The following is a 21,240-nucleotide window of genomic DNA, read 5'->3' as shown; positions in this document are numbered from 1 at the left end:
AAATCTAAAATCTAAAATCTAAAATCTAAAATCTAAAATCTAAAATCTAAAATCTAAAATCTAAAATCTAAAATCTAAAATCTAAAATCTAAAATCTAAAATCTAAAATTAATACAAACTAGGAAACTTAGCAGGATTAACCTCATGCATCATAGCATAAACTTTCTCGTAGATATCTTCTGCAGAAGGTTTAGAGAAATAATCGCCATCAGTCCCGTAAGCAGGTCTATGTGCTTTTGCTGCTAGAGTTTGCGGTTTGCTGTCTAAATATTTGTAAGCGTCTTGCTCTTCTAAAATTTGCTGTAAAATATAAGCCGAAGCACCGCCTGGTACATCTTCGTCGATTATTAAAAGGCGATTAGTTTTGGCAACACTTTTTACAATGTCTTTGCTAACGTCAAACGGAAGTAATGATTGAACATCAATAACCTCGCATTCAATTCCTTTTTCAGCCAATTCGTTAGCGACTTGCATAACCAATCTTAAAGTTGATCCGTAAGAAACTAAAGTAATATCAGAACCTTCTCTTAAAGTTTCTACAACACCAATTGGCGTTTTAAATTCACCAAAATTCAAAGGCGTTTTTTCTTTTAAACGGTATCCGTTCAAACATTCGATAACCAAAGCAGGTTCGTCACATTCTAACAAAGTGTTATAAAAACCTGCAGCTTGTGTCATATCTCTCGGAACCAAAACATGAATTCCGCGAATCGCGTTGATAATCATTCCCATTGGAGAACCAGAATGCCAGATTCCTTCCAAACGGTGTCCACGAGTTCTAATAATTAACGGAGCTTTTTGTTTTCCAACTGTTCTATATTGTAAAGTAGCTAAATCGTCACTCATGATCTGAATAGCGTACAATAAATAATCTAAATACTGAATTTCAGCAATTGGTCGTAAACCTCTCAAAGCCATTCCAATTCCCTGACCAATTATAGTAGCTTCGCGAATTCCGACATCGGCAACACGAAGTTCTCCGTATTTTTCCTGCATGCCTTCCAAACCTTGATTTACGTCACCAATGTTTCCAACATCTTCGCCAAAAATTAAAGTTTCTGGATATTTTGCAAATAAAGCGTCAAAATTATCGCGTAAAATCATTCTACCGTCCAAATCCGGTTTTGCATTTTCTGCATATTCTGGAAGAACCTTTTGTACAGAAAATATATTTTGATCAGACTCAGAATGAAGATTACTGCTGAACTTTTCTTGAGTTTCCTTCATGAAATCAGTAATCCAATTTGATAAAAGGGCTTTACTGTTTGGAACTTCAATAAAGCGAAGAATCTTTCTAGCGTAAACTAAAATTTCCTTTTTTAAAGGCGCTTTAATCGCAGCTAATTCGGAAATTAATTTTTTAATTCTTTCTTTATGATTGATGCTTGCTTCAGCAATCTGCTCTAACAATTGTAAAAGATTCTTTTGATCTTCAATAATTGGATTAATAAAGTCATTCCAAGCCTGTTTTTTAGCTTCGAGAACTTCTTTTTTCAATTGAAAATCAAGTTCTGCCAATTCTTCTGGAGAAGCAATATTAATGGCAATCATCCATAAACGCATCTGGCGGATACAGTCAAAATCTCTTTCCCAAGCCAATCTTTCTGCGCTTTTGTAACGTTCGTGAGAACCAGAAGTAGAGTGTCCTTGCGGCTGAGTCAATTCGTTTACGTGAATCAAAACAGGTATATGCTCTTCTCGTGCAATTGCTCCGGCTCTTTCGTAAGTCGAAACCAATTCGGCATAATCCCATCCTTTTACTCTAAAGATTTCATAACCTTTAGAATCTTCATCACGCTGATATCCTTTTAAAATTTCAGAAATATTTTCTTTAGTAGTTTGATGTTTAGCATGAACAGAGATTCCGTATTCGTCATCCCAAACGCTCATTACCATTGGCACTTGCAGAACTCCTGCAGCGTTTATGGTTTCAAAAAACAAACCTTCAGAAGTACTTGCGTTACCGATTGTTCCCCAAGCTACTTCATTTCCGTCTACAGAAAATTTATCTTTAATAGTAATTCCGTCAACATTTCTGTATATTTTAGAAGCTTGAGCTAAACCTAATAGTCTAGGCATTTGCCCTGCAGTTGGAGAGATATCTGAACTTGAATTTTTTTGTTTCGTTAAGTCTTTCCAAGAACCGTCTTCGTACAAACTGTGCGTTACAAAGTGTCCGCCCATTTGTCTTCCCGCAGACATCGGATCAAAAGCTAAATCGGTATGACCATATAAACCGGCAAAAAACTGCTTGGCATCCAATTCACCTATTGCCATCATAAAAGTTTGATCGCGATAGTATCCAGATCGGAAATCTCCGTTTTTAAAAGCTTTTGCCATTGCCAGCTGCGGAACTTCTTTTCCGTCGCCAAAAATTCCAAATTTAGCCTTTCCTGTTAATACTTCTTTTCGACCTAAAAGACTACATTCACGGCTTGTTACAGCAATTCTATAGTCATTCAATACCTCAGTTTTGAAATCTTCAAATGTCAGTGTAGTATTGTTTTTTTCTTTTATCATCATCTTGAAGGATCATTGTTTATGTCGCGAAATTACTTAAAAACAATCAATAATCATAATTCTTTGAACTAAATATAATTTAATTATTTGTATCCAAATTCAAAAACTACGTATTTTATTTATGTAATTTTTATGTAAAATTTAATATTATTGATAATTTCGCAAGTTTTTGTTTAATTTTTATTTGATTAAAACCATTTTCGGGTAAAAAGAGTAAGTAATGTTTTTGGCGAGAAAGTGATTATAAATCGTATTTTTTCATTGTATCTAGGTTGTGATATTTCCCATCCATTATTAGAATAAACAGGAAAATAGAGTTCAAAGTAGTCTGGAACCAGGTTGAAACGTACTCCAGTGTCATAAGCAAAGAACTCGGTTTGGTGTTTGTTTTTCAAGAAGCCAATATCGCCATAAAGTTCCACCCAGTTCCATACGGCATAACTGGCGTTTAAAGTCGTCATCCATTGGTTGGCGTAAGATGGCTCTAGCTGCGATTTGAATCCTCCTTCTGCAATAACATACTGCTGGCTAAAAAAACCAGTGCTTTCTGATCTTCCAAACAAATTATAATCAAATAAATAATCTGTCGGACGGTCTAAACCAAAACTAAAATAATCTGAATTTGTTGTGTTGTATAAGAAACTTCCAACGTATAATCTTAAATTTAACTTTTTGTTGTTTTCAAATAACCTTCTGTATTCGACTTCTCCAGAAACTTTTCCGAATCCGCCCGAAAACTGCAAATCGGTCATAAAACTAAAGTGGTTAATTAATTCTGTTTTTGTGTTAGAATAACGAGCGTTGAAAACAGAATAATTAGGTTCTGAATTGTCGGTTATATAACTGCTCGCTTCACGATTTACGATAACCTGACGGAATAAAAACATTTGCCTCCTATTATCTCGGAAATCTTTTTCGCGAATGCGAAATTGGACCATCGGATTTAATCTCAAATATGTCGCATCTGGAGCATAATGAAAATAATTCTGACTGATAGAATAACGAGCATTAAATAAGGTGCTGTTTCTATAATACTGATTCCATGAAAAAGCAGATGATCCAGAAAGCGTACCTGCTTTTATAGAATAAGCCGGATTAATGTCAAAATTAAAAGGTTTGTCTAATATGGTTTTATTGCTAAAACGCACTCCAGGTGTAATACCGTCATAGTAATTGTAACTAAGCGTTGGAAGATACAGTATTTGATTATAGTCTGGATCTTCTAAATCTTTGGCAAAATTAAATTTTAAAGGACGATTAAGTGCCACATGTTTTAGCGATTTCCAATTGTTTCTCTGATTGTATTCTGGAACTTCATTATCGTAATTGATTACAATTTTGTCTGCATTTTTTCGACTGAAGGTATAAACCGAATCTTCTGTTTTGGGTTCAATCCATTCTTTAAAAATAACCTCTTTTTTCTTCATTCCGTAAATCGGAATAGGAGCGTAGATGCCCGTTTTATTTTTAACAGAGAATGTTATGCTATCTGCTGTTCTAGAAACATCAGAAAATTTATAATCGATAATATCTCTCGAATCGATAATGGTTTTAAAGAACCAGTCAATATCTTTTGGACTTTTTTGAATTAGGATTTTTTCGAAATCATAGCGATTAGATTGCCCAATTTGATTTAGGTTGTAAAACTCTTTTACACTACTCGGAACAATATCATGATTAAGATAATCATCTAAATAGCTCAAGCTTAAGCCTGCACGGTATTTACTGGCAATTTGTTCGTTAAATTTGATTAGCGTGTTTTTAGGATCTCCGATGGGCTGATCCAAATTTTTACGAGCCATTAACATATAATAATAGCTGTACTGTTCATTAAAGGTTAGGTTGGTAATATTATAACTTTTAAAGAGTTTCATGTCTGAAAGTTTTCCCAGCATTTTTTCATCCTGATGATGCTCTTCCATGTATTTCATCATCGAATAAATCTGAATAGCATCGTAAACCCAATTGTCTTTTCTAGGGTCTAAACGAAGACTGTTTTTGAGATAATTATTTAAAAAAGTTTTTAAAAATTGAATCTCAAAGATAAAGTCATCTTCAAATGGACTAATAAACGAAGGCAGCTGATTTAAACCGTAAAACGGATTTCGATCGTAATCAATCTGAGAGACGGTAATTTTTTCGTGCGGATAATTGCCAATATATTTCGCCGCATAAGAAACCACACGGTTGATAATTATGGCTTTCTGAATTTCGTCTATTTTTTTGTTCTTTAAATTGGTTTCAACCTGTAAAACTCCATTATCGTAGGTTCTAAAACTGTTTTGTCTTTCGATATAAAGGCTAAAATCAGTTCTGTTTTTTCCTGAAAAAGTGTAAACGTTATAATTTTGGTTGGTGATATTTTTGGAAACCGAGTTTAAATCGGTCGTAATAGAATATTGGTTCGGAATTTTAATTTCAACTTCGTAATCGCTCACTGCGTTTGCAATATCATCCAGATTGTAGTTGTTGTATTTAACAAAAAGACCGTTTTCAAAACGCGCAGGACTTATAAACCAGTTTTTTAATGCCATACCGCCATCTGAATCAAAACCAAAACGAGTGAATTTGTCGTTTGGTATTTTGGCAATATAATTAAGATGCAAATCTATTTTCTCGTTCGGAAGCAGTTTACGATTCAGTCGAACCGTAATATAATCAGGATCCTCAGCACTTCTTTCCCATTCCAAAGCCGAAAAATTAGTTTCGCTTAAGTTTAGAATAGTGGTTTTTCCTCTGTCAGCAGCTTTTGCTAAATGGAAGCCTCGGTAGAATTCATCCGAAAAACGTTTCGCCAGCGGTGTGTTTTTATCTGCAAAAGCATTGTTCCAATCATTTAAAACAATCGAAGCCAAAGTATCATTTGAAGTATTATGATACGTAATGTCCTGTTTAACATTTAATGTCTTAAGCTCAAGATTTATCGCCACTTCCATCTTTGTGAGATGTTGCGCGGTTAGTTTTATCGAAAAAGATAAAGCTAAAAATAGGCAAATAATTTTATAAAGTGCTTTCAAATAATGGCTTAAAAAATTATCAGATATAGTAAGTTACGAATATATTACGATTTCGGATTTTTGTAAAAATAGTATAAAAAAAGCTGTTTAAAAAACAGCTTTCAATTTTTACAATACTAATTGTTATTTTGACATATAAGTGATATAAATTCATATAAATAAGCTTTGGAAATATTTAACTTCAATTTACTTATATCACTTATATGGTTCTGAATTTTTAGAAATTCGGACTTAAATCGTATTTTTTATAGAATTTATCCAAAACGTCAACAACTTCATCTTCTGTGTCAACGATTTTAAACAGATCTAAATCGCCTGGACTTACGGTTTGCATTTTTTCAACCAAAACCGTTTTAACCCAGTCAATTAATCCAGACCAGAATTCAACTCCAACTAGAATAATTGGGAATTTTCCAATTTTCTTAGTCTGAATCAAAGTGATTGCTTCAAACATTTCGTCTAGAGTTCCAAATCCTCCAGGCATAACCACAAAACCTTGTGAGTATTTAACAAACATTACTTTTCTAACAAAGAAATAGTCAAAATTCAAGTTTTTATCGTGATCAATATAAGGATTGAAATGCTGCTCAAACGGAAGCTCGATATTTAAACCAACCGAAATTCCTCCTCCTAAATGTGCGCCTTTATTTCCAGCTTCCATAATTCCGGGACCACCTCCTGTAATCACACCGTAACCCGCTTTACTAATTTTAAAAGCGATTTTTTCAGCCAATAAATAGTACTTATCATCTGGTTTTGTTCTCGCAGATCCAAAAATCGAAACACATGGGCCAATACGTCCCATTGCTTCGTAACCATTTACAAACTCAGACATAATTTTAAAAATCGCCCAGCTATCATTGGTTCTAATTTCATTCCACGTTTTTTGTTTTAAACGGTCCTGAATTACTTTATCATCGTCATTATCAAAATCTTCTAATCTCATTTTAGGTATTTTAATTTATTATTTTATTTATGTTTTTTGCGGATTTTATGAAGGAGCTATTTATTTCGTCAGTTCACTATCGCTCGTATCCTGCTGTCCGCTATATTCCCGATTTAGAAAAACAAGGCTTTTTAGCCGTAGTTTTTGTTAATCGGGAGATGCCGTTCCCATCAGGGCTAGGGCAGTTGGTTTCAAATAAACAATAGGTTTAATTGAAAGATTTTTTCCTTAAATCATGGAATTTTTCAGAAAAAGCGGATACTAAATTAACGCTTTTTTCTAGAATTGTTACAGAAAACACAAATTATAATCTAAAAGTAATCTTGAGATAATGGTCAATTTGAGGTTTTTGATTCAGTATCAGGATGTTAATCTTATGTGGTTTTGTAAATAAATATGTTTCGTTCCTACGGAACTCCTTGTTTGGTACGCTATATTTTCAACGGATTAAAATCCGTTGCTACAATATGAATCGTTTCTACGAAACTTTTTTATCACTGTTTCTGTTTCAACGGATTAAAGTCCGATGCTACAATACAAATTGTTTCTACGAAACTTTTTTATTGTTGATTCTGTTTTTAACGAATAAAATCAGTGTACTTCGATTCAATAACATTTAAAAAGCCGTAGGCTTGACAAATTTTGTAGCGACGGATTTTAATCCGTCGAAACGGAATTGCACATAATCAAAAGAACCGTAGGTTCGGCCAATATTATAAGCGTGGTTTATAATCTTTTGCAAAGTTTTAAACTTGCCAAAAATGTTTTATTACTCCAACTCTTTTTTCAAAAACTTAGCTGTATAGCTTTTTTTATTCTTAGCCACTTCTTCAGGAGTTCCTTTGGCGACAAGCTGTCCGCCGCCTTTTCCGCCTTCAGGACCGATATCGATAATGTAATCCGCAAGTTTAATTACGTCCATATTATGCTCGATTACAAGAATCGTATTTCCTTTATCAACCAATTTATTGATTACTTCCATTAAAACACGAATGTCTTCGAAGTGTAATCCTGTAGTTGGTTCGTCTAGAATATAAAATGTATTTCCGGTATCTTTTTTAGATAGTTCTCCTGCCAGTTTAATGCGCTGTGCTTCACCGCCAGATAACGTTGTGCTTTGCTGACCCAATGTAATATAGCCTAAACCAACATCCTGAATCGTTTTAATTTTTCTGTAGATTTTTGGAATGTTTTCAAAAAATGGAACCGCTTCATCAACCGTCATATCCAAAACATCTGAAATAGACTTTCCTTTGTATCTAATCTCTAAAGTTTCTCTATTGAAACGTTTTCCTTGACACGTTTCGCATTCTACATAAACGTCTGGAAGAAAGTTCATTTCAATCGTTCTTACACCAGAACCTTCACAAGTTTCGCATCTTCCGCCTTTTACGTTGAAGCTAAAACGACCTGCTTTATAACCACGAATCATACTTTCAGAAGTCATTGTAAACAGGTTTCTAATTTCTGTAAAAACTTCTGTATAAGTCGCTGGATTCGAACGCGGCGTTCTTCCAATTGGACTTTGGTCAATATCGATTACTTTGTCAATATGTTCTAAACCTTCAATCTTTTTATAAGGCTGTGGTTTTTTGACTCCGTTGAAATAATACGCATTTAGAATCGGGTAAAGCGTTTCATTAATCAAAGTCGATTTTCCGCTTCCAGAAACTCCCGTAACACATGTCATTTGCCCAAGCGGAATTTCAATCGAAACATTTTTTAAGTTATTTCCCGTAGCTCCAGTAAGTTTTAAGAATTTGCCGTTTCCTTTTCTTCTTTCTTTTGGAATGTCAAATTTCATTTTACCATTCAGATATTGAGCTGTAATCGTATTTGATTTTAAAGTCTCTTTAGGAGTACCAATACTGATGATTTCTCCTCCATATTTTCCAGCTTTTGGACCAATATCAATTACATAATCTGCCGTTTCGATCATGTCTTTATCGTGTTCTACAACAATAACCGAGTTTCCGATATCGCGCAATTGCTCCAGAGACAGAATCAGTTTTTCGTTATCTCTTTGGTGCAAACCAATACTCGGCTCATCCAAAATATATAAAACTCCTACCAATTGCGAACCAATTTGAGTTGCCAAACGTATACGCTGTGCCTCACCGCCAGAAAGCGATTTTGAACTTCGGCTCAAAGCCAAATAATTCAAACCAACATTCATCAGGAAGTTCAAGCGGTCTTTGATTTCTTTGACAACTTCTGAAGCAATTAAAAGCTGTTTATCAGTTAAATGAGTATTTAAATCTTGAAACCAAGCCGTTAAGTCTGAAATATCCATATCACACAATTCGGTGATATTTTTTCCATTTACTCTAAAAAATAAAGCTTCTTTTTTAAGACGAGAACCTTCGCAAACCGGGCATGGAATTTCGTCCATGAAATCTTTTGCCCAACGTTTTATAGAGGTTGTAGCGCTTTCGTTATATTGATTTTTGATGAAATTAGAAATTCCTTCAAAGTCAATTTTATATTCTCTTGTAACGCCAAGATCTTTAGAATTGATAGAAAATTTGTCTTTTCCGCCATACAAAATCATGGTCATGGCATCCTCAGGAATTTTCTCGATTGCATCGGTTATTTTAAATCCAAATTTTTCTCCAATGGTTTCTAATTGTTTAAAAATCCATGAAGATTTATATTCGCCAAGAGGCGCAAAACCTCCAGCTTTAATAGATAATTTTGGATTCGGAATAATCTTCTTAACATTGATTTCGTGTACCGTTCCCAATCCGTTGCAATGCGGACAAGCTCCTTTTGGAGAGTTAAACGAAAATAAATTTGGCTCTGGATTCTGGTAGGATATTCCTGTTGAAGGACACATTAAATTTCTACTGAAATAACGTACCTCATTAGAATCCTGATCCAAAATCATTAATACATCTTCACCGTGATGCATCGCTGTATTAATGCTTTCTGCCAATCTTTTTTGAGTATCAGGATTATCTTCGATCACCATTCGATCTACCACAATCTCGATATCGTGGGTTTTATAACGATCCAATTTCATTCCTGCTACCAAGTCTTGAACATCTCCGTTTACACGGACTTTCAAAAATCCTTGTTTGGTGATCTGCTGGAACAATTCGGCGTAATGTCCTTTTCTGGCTTTAATAACCGGAGCCAAAATATTAATACGTTTTCCGTTGTAATCCTGAATAATCAAATCTTTAATTTGCTCATCAGAATACGAAACCATTTTTTCGCCTGTATTATAACTGTATGCATCTGCACCACGAGCGTACAAAAGCCTTAAGAAATCGTAAATTTCGGTAATAGTCCCAACTGTAGAACGCGGACTCTTACTCGTCGTTTTTTGTTCAATCGCAATTACAGGAGAAAGTCCGTCGATTTTATCAACATCAGGACGCTCTAATCCTCCGAGAAATTGTCTGGCATAAGCCGAGAATGTTTCTACGTAACGGCGCTGACCTTCAGCATAAATAGTATCAAATGCCAAAGATGATTTTCCAGAACCTGATAAACCGGTAATTACAACCAGCTTTTCACGCGGAATAGATATATCGATATTTTTTAGATTATGAACTCTTGCGCCAAGAACTTCAATAGTATTGTCTTTGTCTAACATAATTTTGAGCAAAACGCAAAGTTACCACTTTGATTTATTCTTTTTGTGCTCGATAGCAAAAGTTTATGTTACAAATAGTAACAAAAAACGCTGATTTTAAATCAGCGTTTTCTTTTTCTTGTAGCCATATATTCTTCGATGGCTTCTTTTGAGGTATACCAAGTTCGTCCTTCTTTGTAAGCATCAATTTTACCTGTTCGAGCAAGGAGACTAATATATTCCTGACCATAAGGGCTTTCAGGTTCGCTCACAATATTTATTATCGGCTGAAAGTCATAACTGCTTCCAGGCATAGAATTTAAGTAAATATTGAGCGTACGCTCCAAAGCCTGACACATCAAAAGAATTAGTTTTTGATAATTGCCTTTGTTGGCTTGATTAAGGGCTTCGTAATATTTTTTACGATCGTTTTTAAGAATAATTGCTGGCGGAAATCCACAACGCATTAATAGCAAATTCATACTTAAACGCACGGTTCGGCCATTTCCATCAAAAAAAGGATGAATCCAAACTAATTTGTGGTGATAAATCGTTGCGAGTTCAATATCGTTTAAACCTAAAGGATTTGTGTTGATAAAATCAATCAATTCATCCAGATAGTCAGAAACTTTATTTGCGTTTGGAGGCATGAAATTAGCCCCGGAAATTCTAACGCCACCATTTCTAATGCGTCCTGCAAAATCATCTTCTATAGAGCGTAAAACCAAACCATGGATAGATAGAATATCAATGCTTCTTAGTTTGTAATCATCGCTTACAATCGAGTACAAATAATCAATAGCTTTATCGTGATTGTGTGTTTCAAAATGTTCTCTAAGTGATTTTCCTTTAATTGTAATTCCTTCTTGAATAACCATTTGAGTTTCTCTTAAACTCATGGTATTTCCTTCGATACTATTAGAATTATAAGTCCATTCTAAAGAAAGGCTTTCGCGAATTTTATTCAAAGCAATATTAGGCAGTGGTCTGCTATTTTGCAAATCCTGCCTTTTTTGATACAATCTTTCAAAGGTTGATTCAAATTCTGAGCGGTATGTTAAATCGATATTCCACATGCCACAAAATTACATCTTAATATCGGATAAGTAAAATTTTTAACTTATCCGATATTAAGCTTATTCAATGGTCATAGAACGTAGTTTTGTTCTGTATGCTTCAAGCGCTATTGATTTGGAAATGAAACCGTGATATTTTCCGTCTCTTAATACGGGAAGAAAAGCCGATTTTGAAGTTTCAAACTTACGCATTACAATTTCCATGCTGTCAAGTGTAGAAATTGTGGCTAACGGCGCTTTCATTACATCTCTAATAAATGTGTATTTTACGCGATAAGAATTGAAAATAATTTCTCGAATGTCGTTAAAATGAACCACCCCAACTAGATCTTTATCGTTATTGACAACAGCAAAAACAACCTGATTAGAATGTGAAATAAGATCGACTAATTTGCTTAAATTTTCATCTGGATGAACAGTTAAATAATCGCATTGAATGATGGCATCAATATCTAAAGTTGATAGAATATTAGAGTCTTTATTGCTCGTAAAAGCATGTCCTTTTTTAACCAATCCTTTTACGTCAAGCGAATATTTTTCGTAACGTTTAGAAATAGCAAAACTGATCGAAGAAACAATCATAAGCGGAATCATTAATCCGTAACCTCCAGTAATTTCTGCAATTAAGAAAATAGCCGTCAATGGAGCATGAAATAAACCACTCAAGATTCCGGCCATTCCAACCATGGTAAAATTGGTAATTGGAAGTTTAGATAAGCCAACTAATGTTACTAATTTAGAAAAGAAATAACCTAAATAAGAACCCAAGAATAGAGAAGGAGCAAAGTTACCTCCGTTTCCACCACTTCCAAGCGTTAATCCAGAAGCGAAAACTTTTACCATCATAGTGGCTCCCACAAATAAAAGTAAAACCCATTGATTATTTCTAAAATCTGCAAATAAGGTATTGTCTAATATTTTTCCTGGATCTGCCTCAGAAAGCGTTCTGATACTTTCGTAACCTTCACCAAATAAGGTTGGAAAAATAAAGATCAGTAAAGCTAAGAGGGAAGAACCAATTAAGGCTTTTTTGTATGGATTAATCTGCTGTTTGGCAAAATAATGCTCCACTTTCTGAAAGTTTCTCGAATAATAAATGGCTGCCATTCCGGTAAGAACTCCTAAAAGAACATAGAAAGGAATATTATGAAAATCAAAAGCTTCCTGTTTTTTAAAGCTTAAAAGAATGCTTTCGTCTAAAACAATGGCCGAAACCAAAGCGCCTGTAGCAGCAGAAATCATAATAGGAGTAAAGGCAGAAATACTAACATCTACCAATAAAACTTCTACGGCAAAAAGCACTCCTGCAATTGGAGCGTTAAACGCTGCTGCGATTCCCGCAGCAACTCCGCAGCCAATTAATAAAGTTCTGTCTTTATATTGCAGTTTATAGTTTTGGGCAAAATTGGAACCAAAAGCAGCTCCCGTTATCACAATCGGACTCTCTAAACCTGCAGAACCACCTAAACCAACAGTCAAGGAACTGGTAACAATCTGAGCGTACATCTGCTTTTTGGGAATAATACTTGCTTTTTTAGCAACGGCATAAAGAATTTGTGAAGTTCCTTTTTGAATAGTGCCGTTAAGGACTTTCTTGACAATTAAAACCGTTAATAAAATACCAACAATAGGCAGAATACTATTAATGAAACTCAATTTCAGTATTCCGTTAATGTATGTGGCGAAAGAAAAAACACTGTGTGCGAATGCTTTAAGAACAATTACTGCAAAGGCACATGATATTCCGGTTAAAACACTAGATAAAAAAAGGAATTGTTTTGGAGTCATTAACGATTGTGCCAAAGCAATTATACTTTCTAGTCTTCTGAAATATTTTCTTATCATTATGTCTTAAAATTATCTGTTTTACAAAATTAGGGTATAATCTTAGATAATAAAAACTATAGACGATTAAAATCCAACTGAAGCGTCATCTCCTCTAAAATCGGCTCCTGCTTCTAACTTTTTATCTGGTAAAACCAAAATAGCATCTACTTTTCCAATAATTGGAGTTGGCTTTTCGTTGATGATATAACTTTTAGCTTTAAGGCTGTCTATGGTTTTAGTTTCGAAAGTATTCGGTTCAAAAGTAATTAAATCGGGTAGCCATTGATGATGAAAACGTGGTGCATTGACAGCTTCTTGCATACTTAATTTATATTCATAAACATTTAAAATAGTCTGCAAAACAGAAGTGATAATTGTGGAACCTCCTGGAGTTCCTACAACCATAAAAAGTTTTCCGTCTTTCTCCACTATTGTTGGCGTCATAGAACTTAACATTCGTTTTTGAGGCGCAATGCTATTGGCTTCATTGCCAACTAAACCAAACATATTTGGAGATCCAGGTTTAGCACTAAAATCATCCATTTCGTTATTTAAAAAGAAACCCAATTCGTCGCAGTAATATTTAGAACCGTAACCATCATTTAAAGTTGTTGTGGCCGCAATAGCATTTCCAAATTGATCTACAATAGAGTAATGCGTCGTTTCTTTACTTTCGGCATAATTTACTTTTCCTTCTATTATTTCGGTAGATAAAGTGGCTTTTTCAGGATTAAAACTCGCCATTCTTTCGCGTAAATAATTTTCATCCAATAATTCTTTAACTGGAATTTTTACAAAATCTGGATCACCTAAAAAATAGCTTCTATCCGCATAAGCTCTTCTTTCTGCCTCCACTATAACCTGAATCGCTTCTGCTGAATTATGTCCCATTTTGGCTAAATCATAAGGTTCGAGCATTTTTAAAATTTGAGCCAGACAAATTCCACCGCTGCTTGGCGGCGCCATCGAGGTAATTTTTAAATCTTTATAAGTAAACTGAAGCGGTTTTCTCCACTTGGCTTCATATTTTGCCAAATCATTTAGTGTAATAATACCACCTTTTTCTTTAAGATAATGGACTAATATTTTTGCAGTTTCCCCTTTGTAGAATTCGTTTCTTCCTTTTTTCTGAATTCTTCTTAAAGTCTTGGCAAGTGCTGGATATTTTATAGTATCACTTTCTTTATAGGTTTTTGACGCTGGAGAATCTTCTCCATTAATTTTTACAATGCTTTCGTGATAATCTTTTAAACTTTTTTCTTGTTTTTGTGTAACGACAACGCCTTTTTCTGCTAAAGCAATTACAGGTTCAAGAATTTTAGAAATAGGCATTGTTCCATATTTTTTATGCACAGCAAATACGCCTGCAATTGTTCCAGGAACACCAATCGCAAGTGCTGTTTGGGTGCTTTTTCCTTTTATGACATTTCCTTCACTATCCAGAAACATGTCTTTTGTGGCAGCAAGAGGCGCTTTTTCACGATAATCTAAAGAACCGACTTCGCCATTTGCTTTTCTATACACCATAAATCCGCCGCCGCCAATATTTCCTGCAAAGGGAAAAGCAACTGCAAGAGCTAGTTCTGTTCCGACCATGGCATCAAAAGCATTTCCGCCTCTTTTCATAATATCAGAACCAATTTTTGAAGCTTCTTCGCGTGCAGAAACCACCATGGCTTTGGTCACAACTAATCCGGTTGGTTTGGAAACAGCTTCTTGTGCATTGCTACTATTTAGATATAAGAATGCTATTAAAAAAGTAATTTTTTTCATGTGGATTCAATTAAAATGGGTTTAAAGCGATAGCAGTTTTCCTTTAGCCTGTTCTCTCATTTCTTCAAAGAAAAGCGTAAATTCTTCTTCAAATTCATCATAAAATTGGATAAGCTCTTCAATAGCATATTGCATTTGAGAAATATTCTTAGACCTTCTGTCCATTTGGGTCAAAATATTATGGATTCCTTCAGTTGTCCGATAACTCAAAAGCCAGTTTCTTTCAATCATGTATGGCATTAAACCCTGTGTTTTTTCTGTTAGAATATCATAATTATCATGCAGCGAATGGTAAAAACGTTTCACAAAAAGCTCTAATTTTTCATCAGAATATTGCGACCAGTTTTTGGCAAGAAAATGATCGTAAACAATGTCTACAATAACTCCTGCATAATGATGGTATCGTTCGTGAAGGCGTTTGGTGCTTTTTCTGAAAATATCGTGAGAATCGGTATAAGTGTCTATAAAGCGATGCAGTAAAATTCCTCTTTGCACGTCTTCGGGAAAATGTTCAAACTGCTTACCACGAATTCCGTCAGCCATAAAGTTTCCTATTTTAATCAGATCATTTTCTCCAGAAAGGTATATGTGGGCTAGGAAATTCATTTTCTAAAGGTTTCTAAGATGCTTAGCGACTAAGTTTCTAAGTTATTAAGTAAAAGTATAAAAACTTTTTTAAATGGTTTTTTATGTGAGGTTCAAAGGCACTAGCTTCTAAGTTACTAAGTTACTAAGAAATCTTAGAACTCAGAAGCTTAAAAAAAAATCTTAGCCTTTTTGTGCCTTTGTACCTCAGGAACTTTCCTATATTTGTAAAAAAATAACCATAATTCACACAAATGACTTTAATAAAATCTATTTCTGGAATCCGTGGAACGATCGGAGGAAAGGTGGGAGATAATCTAACTCCTGTTGACGCTGTAAAATTTGCGTCGGCGTACGGAACTTTCTTAAAAAATAATATTGCTAAAGATAAATTGACTGTTGTAATTGGCCGTGATGCTAGAATTTCTGGACCAATGATTCATAACTTAGTGGTGAATACTTTAATTGGTTTGGGAATTGATGTTATTGATCTTGGACTTTCTACAACTCCAACTGTTGAAGTGGCTGTTCCGTTAGAAAAAGCTGACGGCGGAATTATTTTAACAGCTTCCCATAATCCAAAACAATGGAATGCCTTAAAGTTATTAAATGCTAAAGGAGAATTCTTAAGCGGAGCTGACGGAGCAAAAATCCTTGAAATTGCTGAAGCTGAGGCTTTCGACTTTTCTGATGTGGATAGTTTAGGAGAAGTGATTTCGAATGACGCTTACATGGATATTCACATTGATGAAGTTTTAAATCTTCCTTTGGTTGATATTGAAGCGGTAAAAGCTGCTAAATTTAAAGTGGTTGTTGATGGAGTAAATTCTTCTGGAGGAATCATCATTCCTAAAATATTAAAATTAATGGGCGTTGAAGTAGTAGAATTGTACTGCGAACCAAACGGACATTTTCCTCATAATCCAGAACCATTAAAAGAACATTTAACGGATATTTCTGAACTTGTTGTAAAAGAAAAAGCGGATTTTGGTATCGTAGTAGATCCAGATGTTGACCGTTTGGCTTTTATTAGCGAAGACGGAGAAATGTTTGGTGAAGAATATACTTTGGTAGCCGTTGCTGATTATGTTTTAAGCAAAACTCCAGGAAACACAGTTTCTAATATGTCTTCTTCTCGTGCTTTACGTGATGTGACGAATTCTCATAATGGAAACTACGAAGCAAGTGCTGTAGGTGAGGTGAATGTGGTAGAATTGATGAAGAAAAACAATGCTATTATTGGTGGTGAAGGAAATGGAGGAATTATCTATCCTGAATTGCATTACGGAAGAGATAGTTTGGTAGGAGTAGCATTATTCTTAACACATTTGGCAAACAAAAAAATGCCAGTTTCTGCTTTGAGAGCTTCTTATCCAGAATATTACATGAGCAAAAACAAAATTGAATTGACACCGCAAATTGATGTTGATGCCATTTTAACTCAAATGACAGAGAAATATAAAAACGAAGATATTTCTACAATTGACGGTGTGAAAATTGATTTTGCTACAGAATGGGTTCATTTAAGAAAATCAAACACAGAACCAATTATTCGTATTTATACAGAAGCACCTTCTCAGGATGCGGCCGATCAATTGGCACTTCGAATTATTGATGAAATTAAAGTAATTGCTGGAATCTAATTATTTTCAGTTTTGAAATAAAAAAGCCTCTTTTAGAACTAAAAGAGGCTTTTGCCTTTTTGGTAAATATTAGTTTTTAATGATTTTAGTTGACTTTTTGACATTTCCGTACGAAGCATTTACAATATAAACGCCTTTAGCCAATTTTTCTCCAATTTTAATATCTTCATTTGTAAAATAATCATCTGAATAAAAACAGACATCACCTTTCATATCAATTATTTTAATAGTTAAAGGCTCAGTTATACTCGATTTAATATGCAGAGTTGACTGTGTTTTTACAGGATTAGGATAAATTGTAAAACTCTCTTTTTCTAAATCATGATCTTCTACGCCCAAATTTGTTGATACAACATCAATAAAATTGAAGTTTAAATCGTCAGTTTTGAAATCAATTTTTAAATAAACTTCTCCTTTTGGAAGTGTAATTCCATTTACATTTTTATCGGTCCAAATTTGATAGCCTCCAGTTAAAGGAACAGTCTCATCTGTTTTAATTTTTACACCGTTCACACTAATGTCAAATTTACCTTCTTTAAGAGTGGCAAATCTAAATTTCATATTATAATTTCCTGCTTCTGTAACATTCAGCATAAATTCGTTCCAATCTCCAGAATTAATAAAACATACATTTTGACCAGTGCTTGAATCTGAGGTATTCTGCAAGCCGGTTCCTTTTCTTCTATAATGTTTATTGGCTGTAATTCTTCCGGGAACATTTATTTTTTTTGAAGTATAAGGAACATTGATATACTCGGTTCCAATAGGTCGTAAAACACCGCTTTCTGGAGCTAATAACGGATTTTCTTTCATCTCTATCCAATTTGGATCAATTCTTCCTGAAAACCAAGAATAGCGAAAAATGTCTGGATCATTTTCAAAATTGGTTAGAATTTGTTTCATGAATGCTATTTTTTCAGCCGCAGTTTGGGTAACTCTATTTGAAAACTCCGTAATCCAAAGAGGTTTGTTGTATTTTTTTAAGAGGTTTGTAACTCCAATAACAGAGGCGGCGCTGTTATCATAAGTATGAAAAGCAATATAATCTACTTTGCATTTTGGGCATAATTGAAAAAACTGATTGTGCCAAACTAAAGGATCTGAAATGCCTCCATAATTGTTTGAACCATTATAAGCTGGCGATGCACTAATTATTTCTAGATTTTTAGCGGCAGCTATTTTTTCAATATTTACCCAAGCGTTAACAGCATCCTGAGGAGTTAGCCTTGAACCGTCATTAAAATTTGGCTCATTAAAAGCAATAAGATATTTGGCTCCGGGTTTTATTTTTCTAATAAACGTTGAGACTTCTGCGTCATTTACTTTTCCCCATGCCATAGGAACAAATTCAACGCCCAGTGATTCATAATTGTCGATTAAACCAGCATCGGGTTCAGGTGACCAATTGTACCACCAGGAAATTCCAGGTTTTAGTGCTGCCATATCTGCTCGTGAATGATAGCCGTAAGCAATTCCACGTTTTGGACTTTGCGCAAAAAGAAAGAGGTTTGCAAAAAATAATAAAATGGTTAAAAATAGTTTTTGAATCATGGTTAATGATTTTGGTTTTTTAGATAATTAGCGAACATCAAATTTAAATTGTTTCGTTTTTTTATCCATTTAAAAAAATCATTACAAAAACACATCAAATCTAAAGAAGTAAGGCCATAAAGGGGTTTTTGGATTAGTTTTAAAACAAAAATCCCGAAAAAACAAATGCTGTTTTTCGGGATTTTACAATTATTGGAGTTATTATTTAACGCGATGTTTCCATCTTTTGTGCGTCCATAAATAAAATTCGGGCTGTTCAAGAATTTGTTTTTCGACTTCTTTCAGATACATTTCTGTAATTTCAAAATCTTTAAATTCTTTCGGATTATCGGCAAGAGAAAGAAATGTTGCTTCATAAAAGCCTCTTTTTACCTTTTTTACTTTTACCATAATCACGGCCAAATCATATTTTTTTGCCAGCATTTCGGCTCCGGTATGTACTGGAACTTCGATTCCCATAAATTTCATCGAATGAAAAATTCGATCTAGTTTTGGAGATTGGTCGCTTGCTAAACCGTACATGCTTAAAACTCCGTCACGCTGATTTTGAGCCATGGTCGGAATTGCTTTTCTGGTTTCGATCATTTCGGTATTGTATTTAGATCTGATTTTTCGAACCAATTTGTCAAAGTAAGGATTTGCCAGTTTTTTGTAAACCGCCACTCCCTGAAATCCAAGTTTCGGATTTATGGTTAAAAGCCACTCATAACTTGCATAATGCGAAGCTACAAGAATCACGCTTTTTCCTTTTTTAGCATAATCAAGCACTAGATCAATGTTGGTTACATGAAATCTTCTTTCCATTTCCTCAGGAGATATGCTCATTGTTTTTACCATCTCCAAAAACATATCGCACATATGTTTGTAGAATTTCTTTTCTACATCTTTTCTTTCGGCATCGCTTAAATGCGGTAAAGCAAGTGCCAGATTCTCACGAACTACCTTTTTACGATATCCGATAACTCTGTAAACCAGAAAATAGACAAAATCAGAGAAAAGGTAAAATACGGGAAAAGGAAGTATAGAGATAAGCCAAAGTAAAGGATAGGCTAAAATATAAACAAGAAACTGCATGTAATTTTTTTTTACAAAGATAAATTAAAAATGATTAGCTATTGATATTTTGCTTTCTTGCTAACTTATCTTTAAGAATGATTATATTTACAATTCACAATAATGAGTACTTATGAATATTATTTTAATAGCGATTATCGTTGCGAACGTTGTTATTAGTTACAAAGGTTTTAACGATCTTTATTTTTTTAGAAAATACGAATTTCATGTTGGCAGCATTCGTTCTGGAGAACAGATTAGAATGTTATCTTCGGGTTTTTTGCATGTAGATATGATGCATTTAATTTTTAATATGCTGACACTGTATTTCTTTGCTCCAGTAGTTTTAGGCTGGCTTGGCAATTTTTCTTTTGTCTTGGTTTATTTTGGAAGTTTAATTTTCGGAAGCCTTCTTACCATGTTGTTTCATAAAAACGATTACAGTTACAGAGCTGTCGGAGCATCTGGCGCTGTAACTGGAGTTTTATATTCGGCAATTTTATTGCAGCCCGATATGATGCTCGGAATATTTTTCTTTATTCCGATGCCTGCTTATATTTTTGGAATTGTATATTTATTATACTCCATTTACGGAATGAAGGCAAAAAATGACAATATTGGCCATACGGCACACTTTGGAGGTGCTATAGGCGGCTATCTGATTACTTTGATCAAAATGCCATCCTTGCTAACAGACCATACAATGATGGTTATTCTTTTGGCGATTCCGATTTTGATACTTTTTGGAATGGCAAAGTTGGGGAAATTATAATGCTGGCATAACTTTTGGAATGCTTTCTTCAAATATTAAAATGTAACAAAAATGAAAAAACTAGTATTATTTTTAACAATCATGTTTATGACTATGTCTTACGGCCAAGAAATCAAACAAGTACCTCTAATTAATGTTAATGGAGAAGGAAAAGTAAAAGTAGCACCTGATCAGGTTTGTATTTCAGCTTCTGTTGAAACAAAAGGGAATAATGCTAAAGATGTTAAAAAACAAAACGACGAAAAGATGGATGCTGTTTTAAAATTCATCAAAAAAATGAACATTCCGACAGCAGATTTCAAAACAAAACAAGTAGCTCTAAATCCACAATACGATTATGAGAAAAAGAAAACTTCTTATAATGCTACGCAAACGGTAGAAATCGTTGTAAAAGATTTAGCTAAATACGATGAATTGATGGAAGGATTGGTTCAGCAAGGTATTAACCGAATTGACAGAGTTTCTTTCGAATCATCTAAACTAACACAATACCAATCTGAAGCTAGAAAATTAGCGATGAAAGACGCTAAAACTAAAGCAGAAGAATATGTTTCTGTTTTAGGGCAAAAAGTGGGGAAAGCTTTTACAATCTCTGATAATTCTCAGGTTTACCACCCACAGCCAGTTTATGCTGCAATGAGAATGAAGGCAGCAGATTCAATGGAATCTTCTAACGAAACATTAGCAATTGGCGAAATCGAAATTACAGCAAATGTTAGCGTAAGTTTTGTATTAGATTAAATTTTTCTAAAATTCCAATATTAGAAAATCCAAATTCCAATTAAAATGAACTGCCCCCAAAAAGTTAGACACTATTTGGGGGCATTTTTATGGAAAGAAAAGTTAAATACAATTACGAATTTAAACTTCAATGTATAAAAGAAGTTTTTAAATTTC

General features: G+C 34.2%; 13 protein-coding genes. 3 read left to right on the top strand and 10 right to left on the bottom strand.

The features are described from left to right. Positions 1-108: 108 nt before the first annotated feature. From EG814_RS20670 to EG814_RS20635, 8 genes are all read right to left on the bottom strand, one after another. Positions 109-2,520, bottom strand: a complete 2,412-nt coding sequence (locus EG814_RS20670; RefSeq protein ID WP_125723767.1) for an alpha-ketoacid dehydrogenase subunit alpha/beta — start codon at positions 2,518-2,520, stop codon at positions 109-111. A gap of 188 nt (positions 2,521-2,708) precedes the next feature. Beyond that, positions 2,709-5,456 (bottom strand): gluzincin family metallopeptidase, encoded by a 2,748-nt coding sequence (locus EG814_RS20665; protein ID WP_125723766.1) that lies wholly within the window; start codon positions 5,454-5,456, stop codon positions 2,709-2,711. Positions 5,457-5,754: 298 nt separating this feature from the next. Continuing rightward, a complete protein-coding gene (locus EG814_RS20660; RefSeq protein ID WP_125723765.1) occupies positions 5,755-6,483 on the bottom strand; it encodes an LOG family protein in 729 nt (242 codons plus the stop codon). Positions 6,484-7,252: 769 nt separating this feature from the next. Next, a complete protein-coding gene (gene uvrA / locus EG814_RS20655) occupies positions 7,253-10,084 on the bottom strand; it encodes an excinuclease ABC subunit UvrA (protein ID WP_125723764.1) in 2,832 nt (943 codons plus the stop codon). A 101-nt stretch (positions 10,085-10,185) separates the two neighbouring features. Then, positions 10,186-11,139: a Fic family protein gene (locus tag EG814_RS20650; protein WP_125723763.1), complete on the bottom strand. Its 954-nt coding sequence runs from the start codon at positions 11,137-11,139 to the stop codon at positions 10,186-10,188. A 60-nt stretch (positions 11,140-11,199) separates the two neighbouring features. After that, on the bottom strand, positions 11,200-12,984 hold the full coding sequence (locus EG814_RS20645; RefSeq protein ID WP_125723762.1) for a chloride channel protein: 1,785 nt from the start codon (positions 12,982-12,984) through the stop codon (positions 11,200-11,202). Between the two features lie 66 nt (positions 12,985-13,050). Continuing rightward, positions 13,051-14,739, bottom strand: a complete 1,689-nt coding sequence (gene ggt / locus EG814_RS20640; RefSeq protein WP_125723761.1) for a gamma-glutamyltransferase — start codon at positions 14,737-14,739, stop codon at positions 13,051-13,053. Between the two features lie 21 nt (positions 14,740-14,760). Further along, positions 14,761-15,345 carry an acyl carrier protein phosphodiesterase gene (locus EG814_RS20635; RefSeq protein ID WP_125723760.1) on the bottom strand — a complete coding sequence of 195 codons (585 nt, stop codon included), beginning with the start codon at positions 15,343-15,345 and terminating at the stop codon, positions 14,761-14,763. Positions 15,346-15,578: 233 nt separating this feature from the next. On the opposite strand from EG814_RS20635, the gene glmM reads away from it, so the two are divergent. Beyond that, positions 15,579-16,967: a phosphoglucosamine mutase gene (gene glmM, locus EG814_RS20630; protein WP_125723759.1), complete on the top strand. Its 1,389-nt coding sequence runs from the start codon at positions 15,579-15,581 to the stop codon at positions 16,965-16,967. A gap of 69 nt (positions 16,968-17,036) precedes the next feature. Here the strand turns inward: glmM and EG814_RS20625 are convergent, their stop codons facing one another. Together EG814_RS20625 and EG814_RS20620 are read right to left on the bottom strand one after the other, a co-directional pair. Then, positions 17,037-18,518 carry a glycosyl hydrolase gene (locus EG814_RS20625; RefSeq protein ID WP_125723758.1) on the bottom strand — a complete coding sequence of 494 codons (1,482 nt, stop codon included), beginning with the start codon at positions 18,516-18,518 and terminating at the stop codon, positions 17,037-17,039. 201 nt (positions 18,519-18,719) lie between these two features. Beyond that, positions 18,720-19,592 carry a lysophospholipid acyltransferase family protein gene (locus EG814_RS20620; protein WP_125723757.1) on the bottom strand — a complete coding sequence of 291 codons (873 nt, stop codon included), beginning with the start codon at positions 19,590-19,592 and terminating at the stop codon, positions 18,720-18,722. A gap of 112 nt (positions 19,593-19,704) precedes the next feature. Here EG814_RS20620 and EG814_RS20615 point away from each other — a divergent pair, with 112 nt between their 5' ends. Both EG814_RS20615 and EG814_RS20610 read left to right on the top strand, forming a co-directional pair. Next, a complete protein-coding gene (locus tag EG814_RS20615) occupies positions 19,705-20,343 on the top strand; it encodes a rhomboid family intramembrane serine protease (RefSeq protein ID WP_125723756.1) in 639 nt (212 codons plus the stop codon). 51 nt (positions 20,344-20,394) lie between these two features. Beyond that, a complete protein-coding gene (locus EG814_RS20610) occupies positions 20,395-21,084 on the top strand; it encodes an SIMPL domain-containing protein (protein WP_125723755.1) in 690 nt (229 codons plus the stop codon). The last annotated feature ends 156 nt before the right edge of the window (positions 21,085-21,240 follow it).

The sequence above is a fragment of the Flavobacterium ustbae genome, from assembly GCF_003946915.1.
GTDB lineage: Bacteria > Bacteroidota > Bacteroidia > Flavobacteriales > Flavobacteriaceae > Flavobacterium > Flavobacterium ustbae.
Note: the sequence above shows the minus strand (reverse complement) of the source record. Positions and strands in the feature narration are given on the sequence as shown.

Excerpts from the sequence above, each read along its gene's own strand:
- EG814_RS20670 (WP_125723767.1), bottom strand. The coding sequence starts at position 2,520 with ATGATAAAAGAAAAAAACAATACTACACTGACATTTGAAGATTTCAAA.
- EG814_RS20665 (WP_125723766.1), bottom strand. The coding sequence starts at position 5,456 with ATGGAAGTGGCGATAAATCTTGAGCTTAAGACATTAAATGTTAAACAG.
- EG814_RS20660 (WP_125723765.1), bottom strand. The coding sequence starts at position 6,483 with ATGAGATTAGAAGATTTTGATAATGACGATGATAAAGTAATTCAGGAC.
- uvrA (WP_125723764.1), bottom strand. The coding sequence starts at position 10,084 with ATGTTAGACAAAGACAATACTATTGAAGTTCTTGGCGCAAGAGTTCAT.
- EG814_RS20650 (WP_125723763.1), bottom strand. The coding sequence starts at position 11,139 with ATGTGGAATATCGATTTAACATACCGCTCAGAATTTGAATCAACCTTT.
- EG814_RS20645 (WP_125723762.1), bottom strand. The coding sequence starts at position 12,984 with ATGATAAGAAAATATTTCAGAAGACTAGAAAGTATAATTGCTTTGGCA.
- ggt (WP_125723761.1), bottom strand. The coding sequence starts at position 14,739 with ATGAAAAAAATTACTTTTTTAATAGCATTCTTATATCTAAATAGTAGC.
- EG814_RS20635 (WP_125723760.1), bottom strand. The coding sequence starts at position 15,345 with ATGAATTTCCTAGCCCACATATACCTTTCTGGAGAAAATGATCTGATT.
- glmM (WP_125723759.1), top strand. The coding sequence starts at position 15,579 with ATGACTTTAATAAAATCTATTTCTGGAATCCGTGGAACGATCGGAGGA.
- EG814_RS20625 (WP_125723758.1), bottom strand. The coding sequence starts at position 18,518 with ATGATTCAAAAACTATTTTTAACCATTTTATTATTTTTTGCAAACCTC.
- EG814_RS20620 (WP_125723757.1), bottom strand. The coding sequence starts at position 19,592 with ATGCAGTTTCTTGTTTATATTTTAGCCTATCCTTTACTTTGGCTTATC.
- EG814_RS20615 (WP_125723756.1), top strand. The coding sequence starts at position 19,705 with ATGAATATTATTTTAATAGCGATTATCGTTGCGAACGTTGTTATTAGT.
- EG814_RS20610 (WP_125723755.1), top strand. The coding sequence starts at position 20,395 with ATGAAAAAACTAGTATTATTTTTAACAATCATGTTTATGACTATGTCT.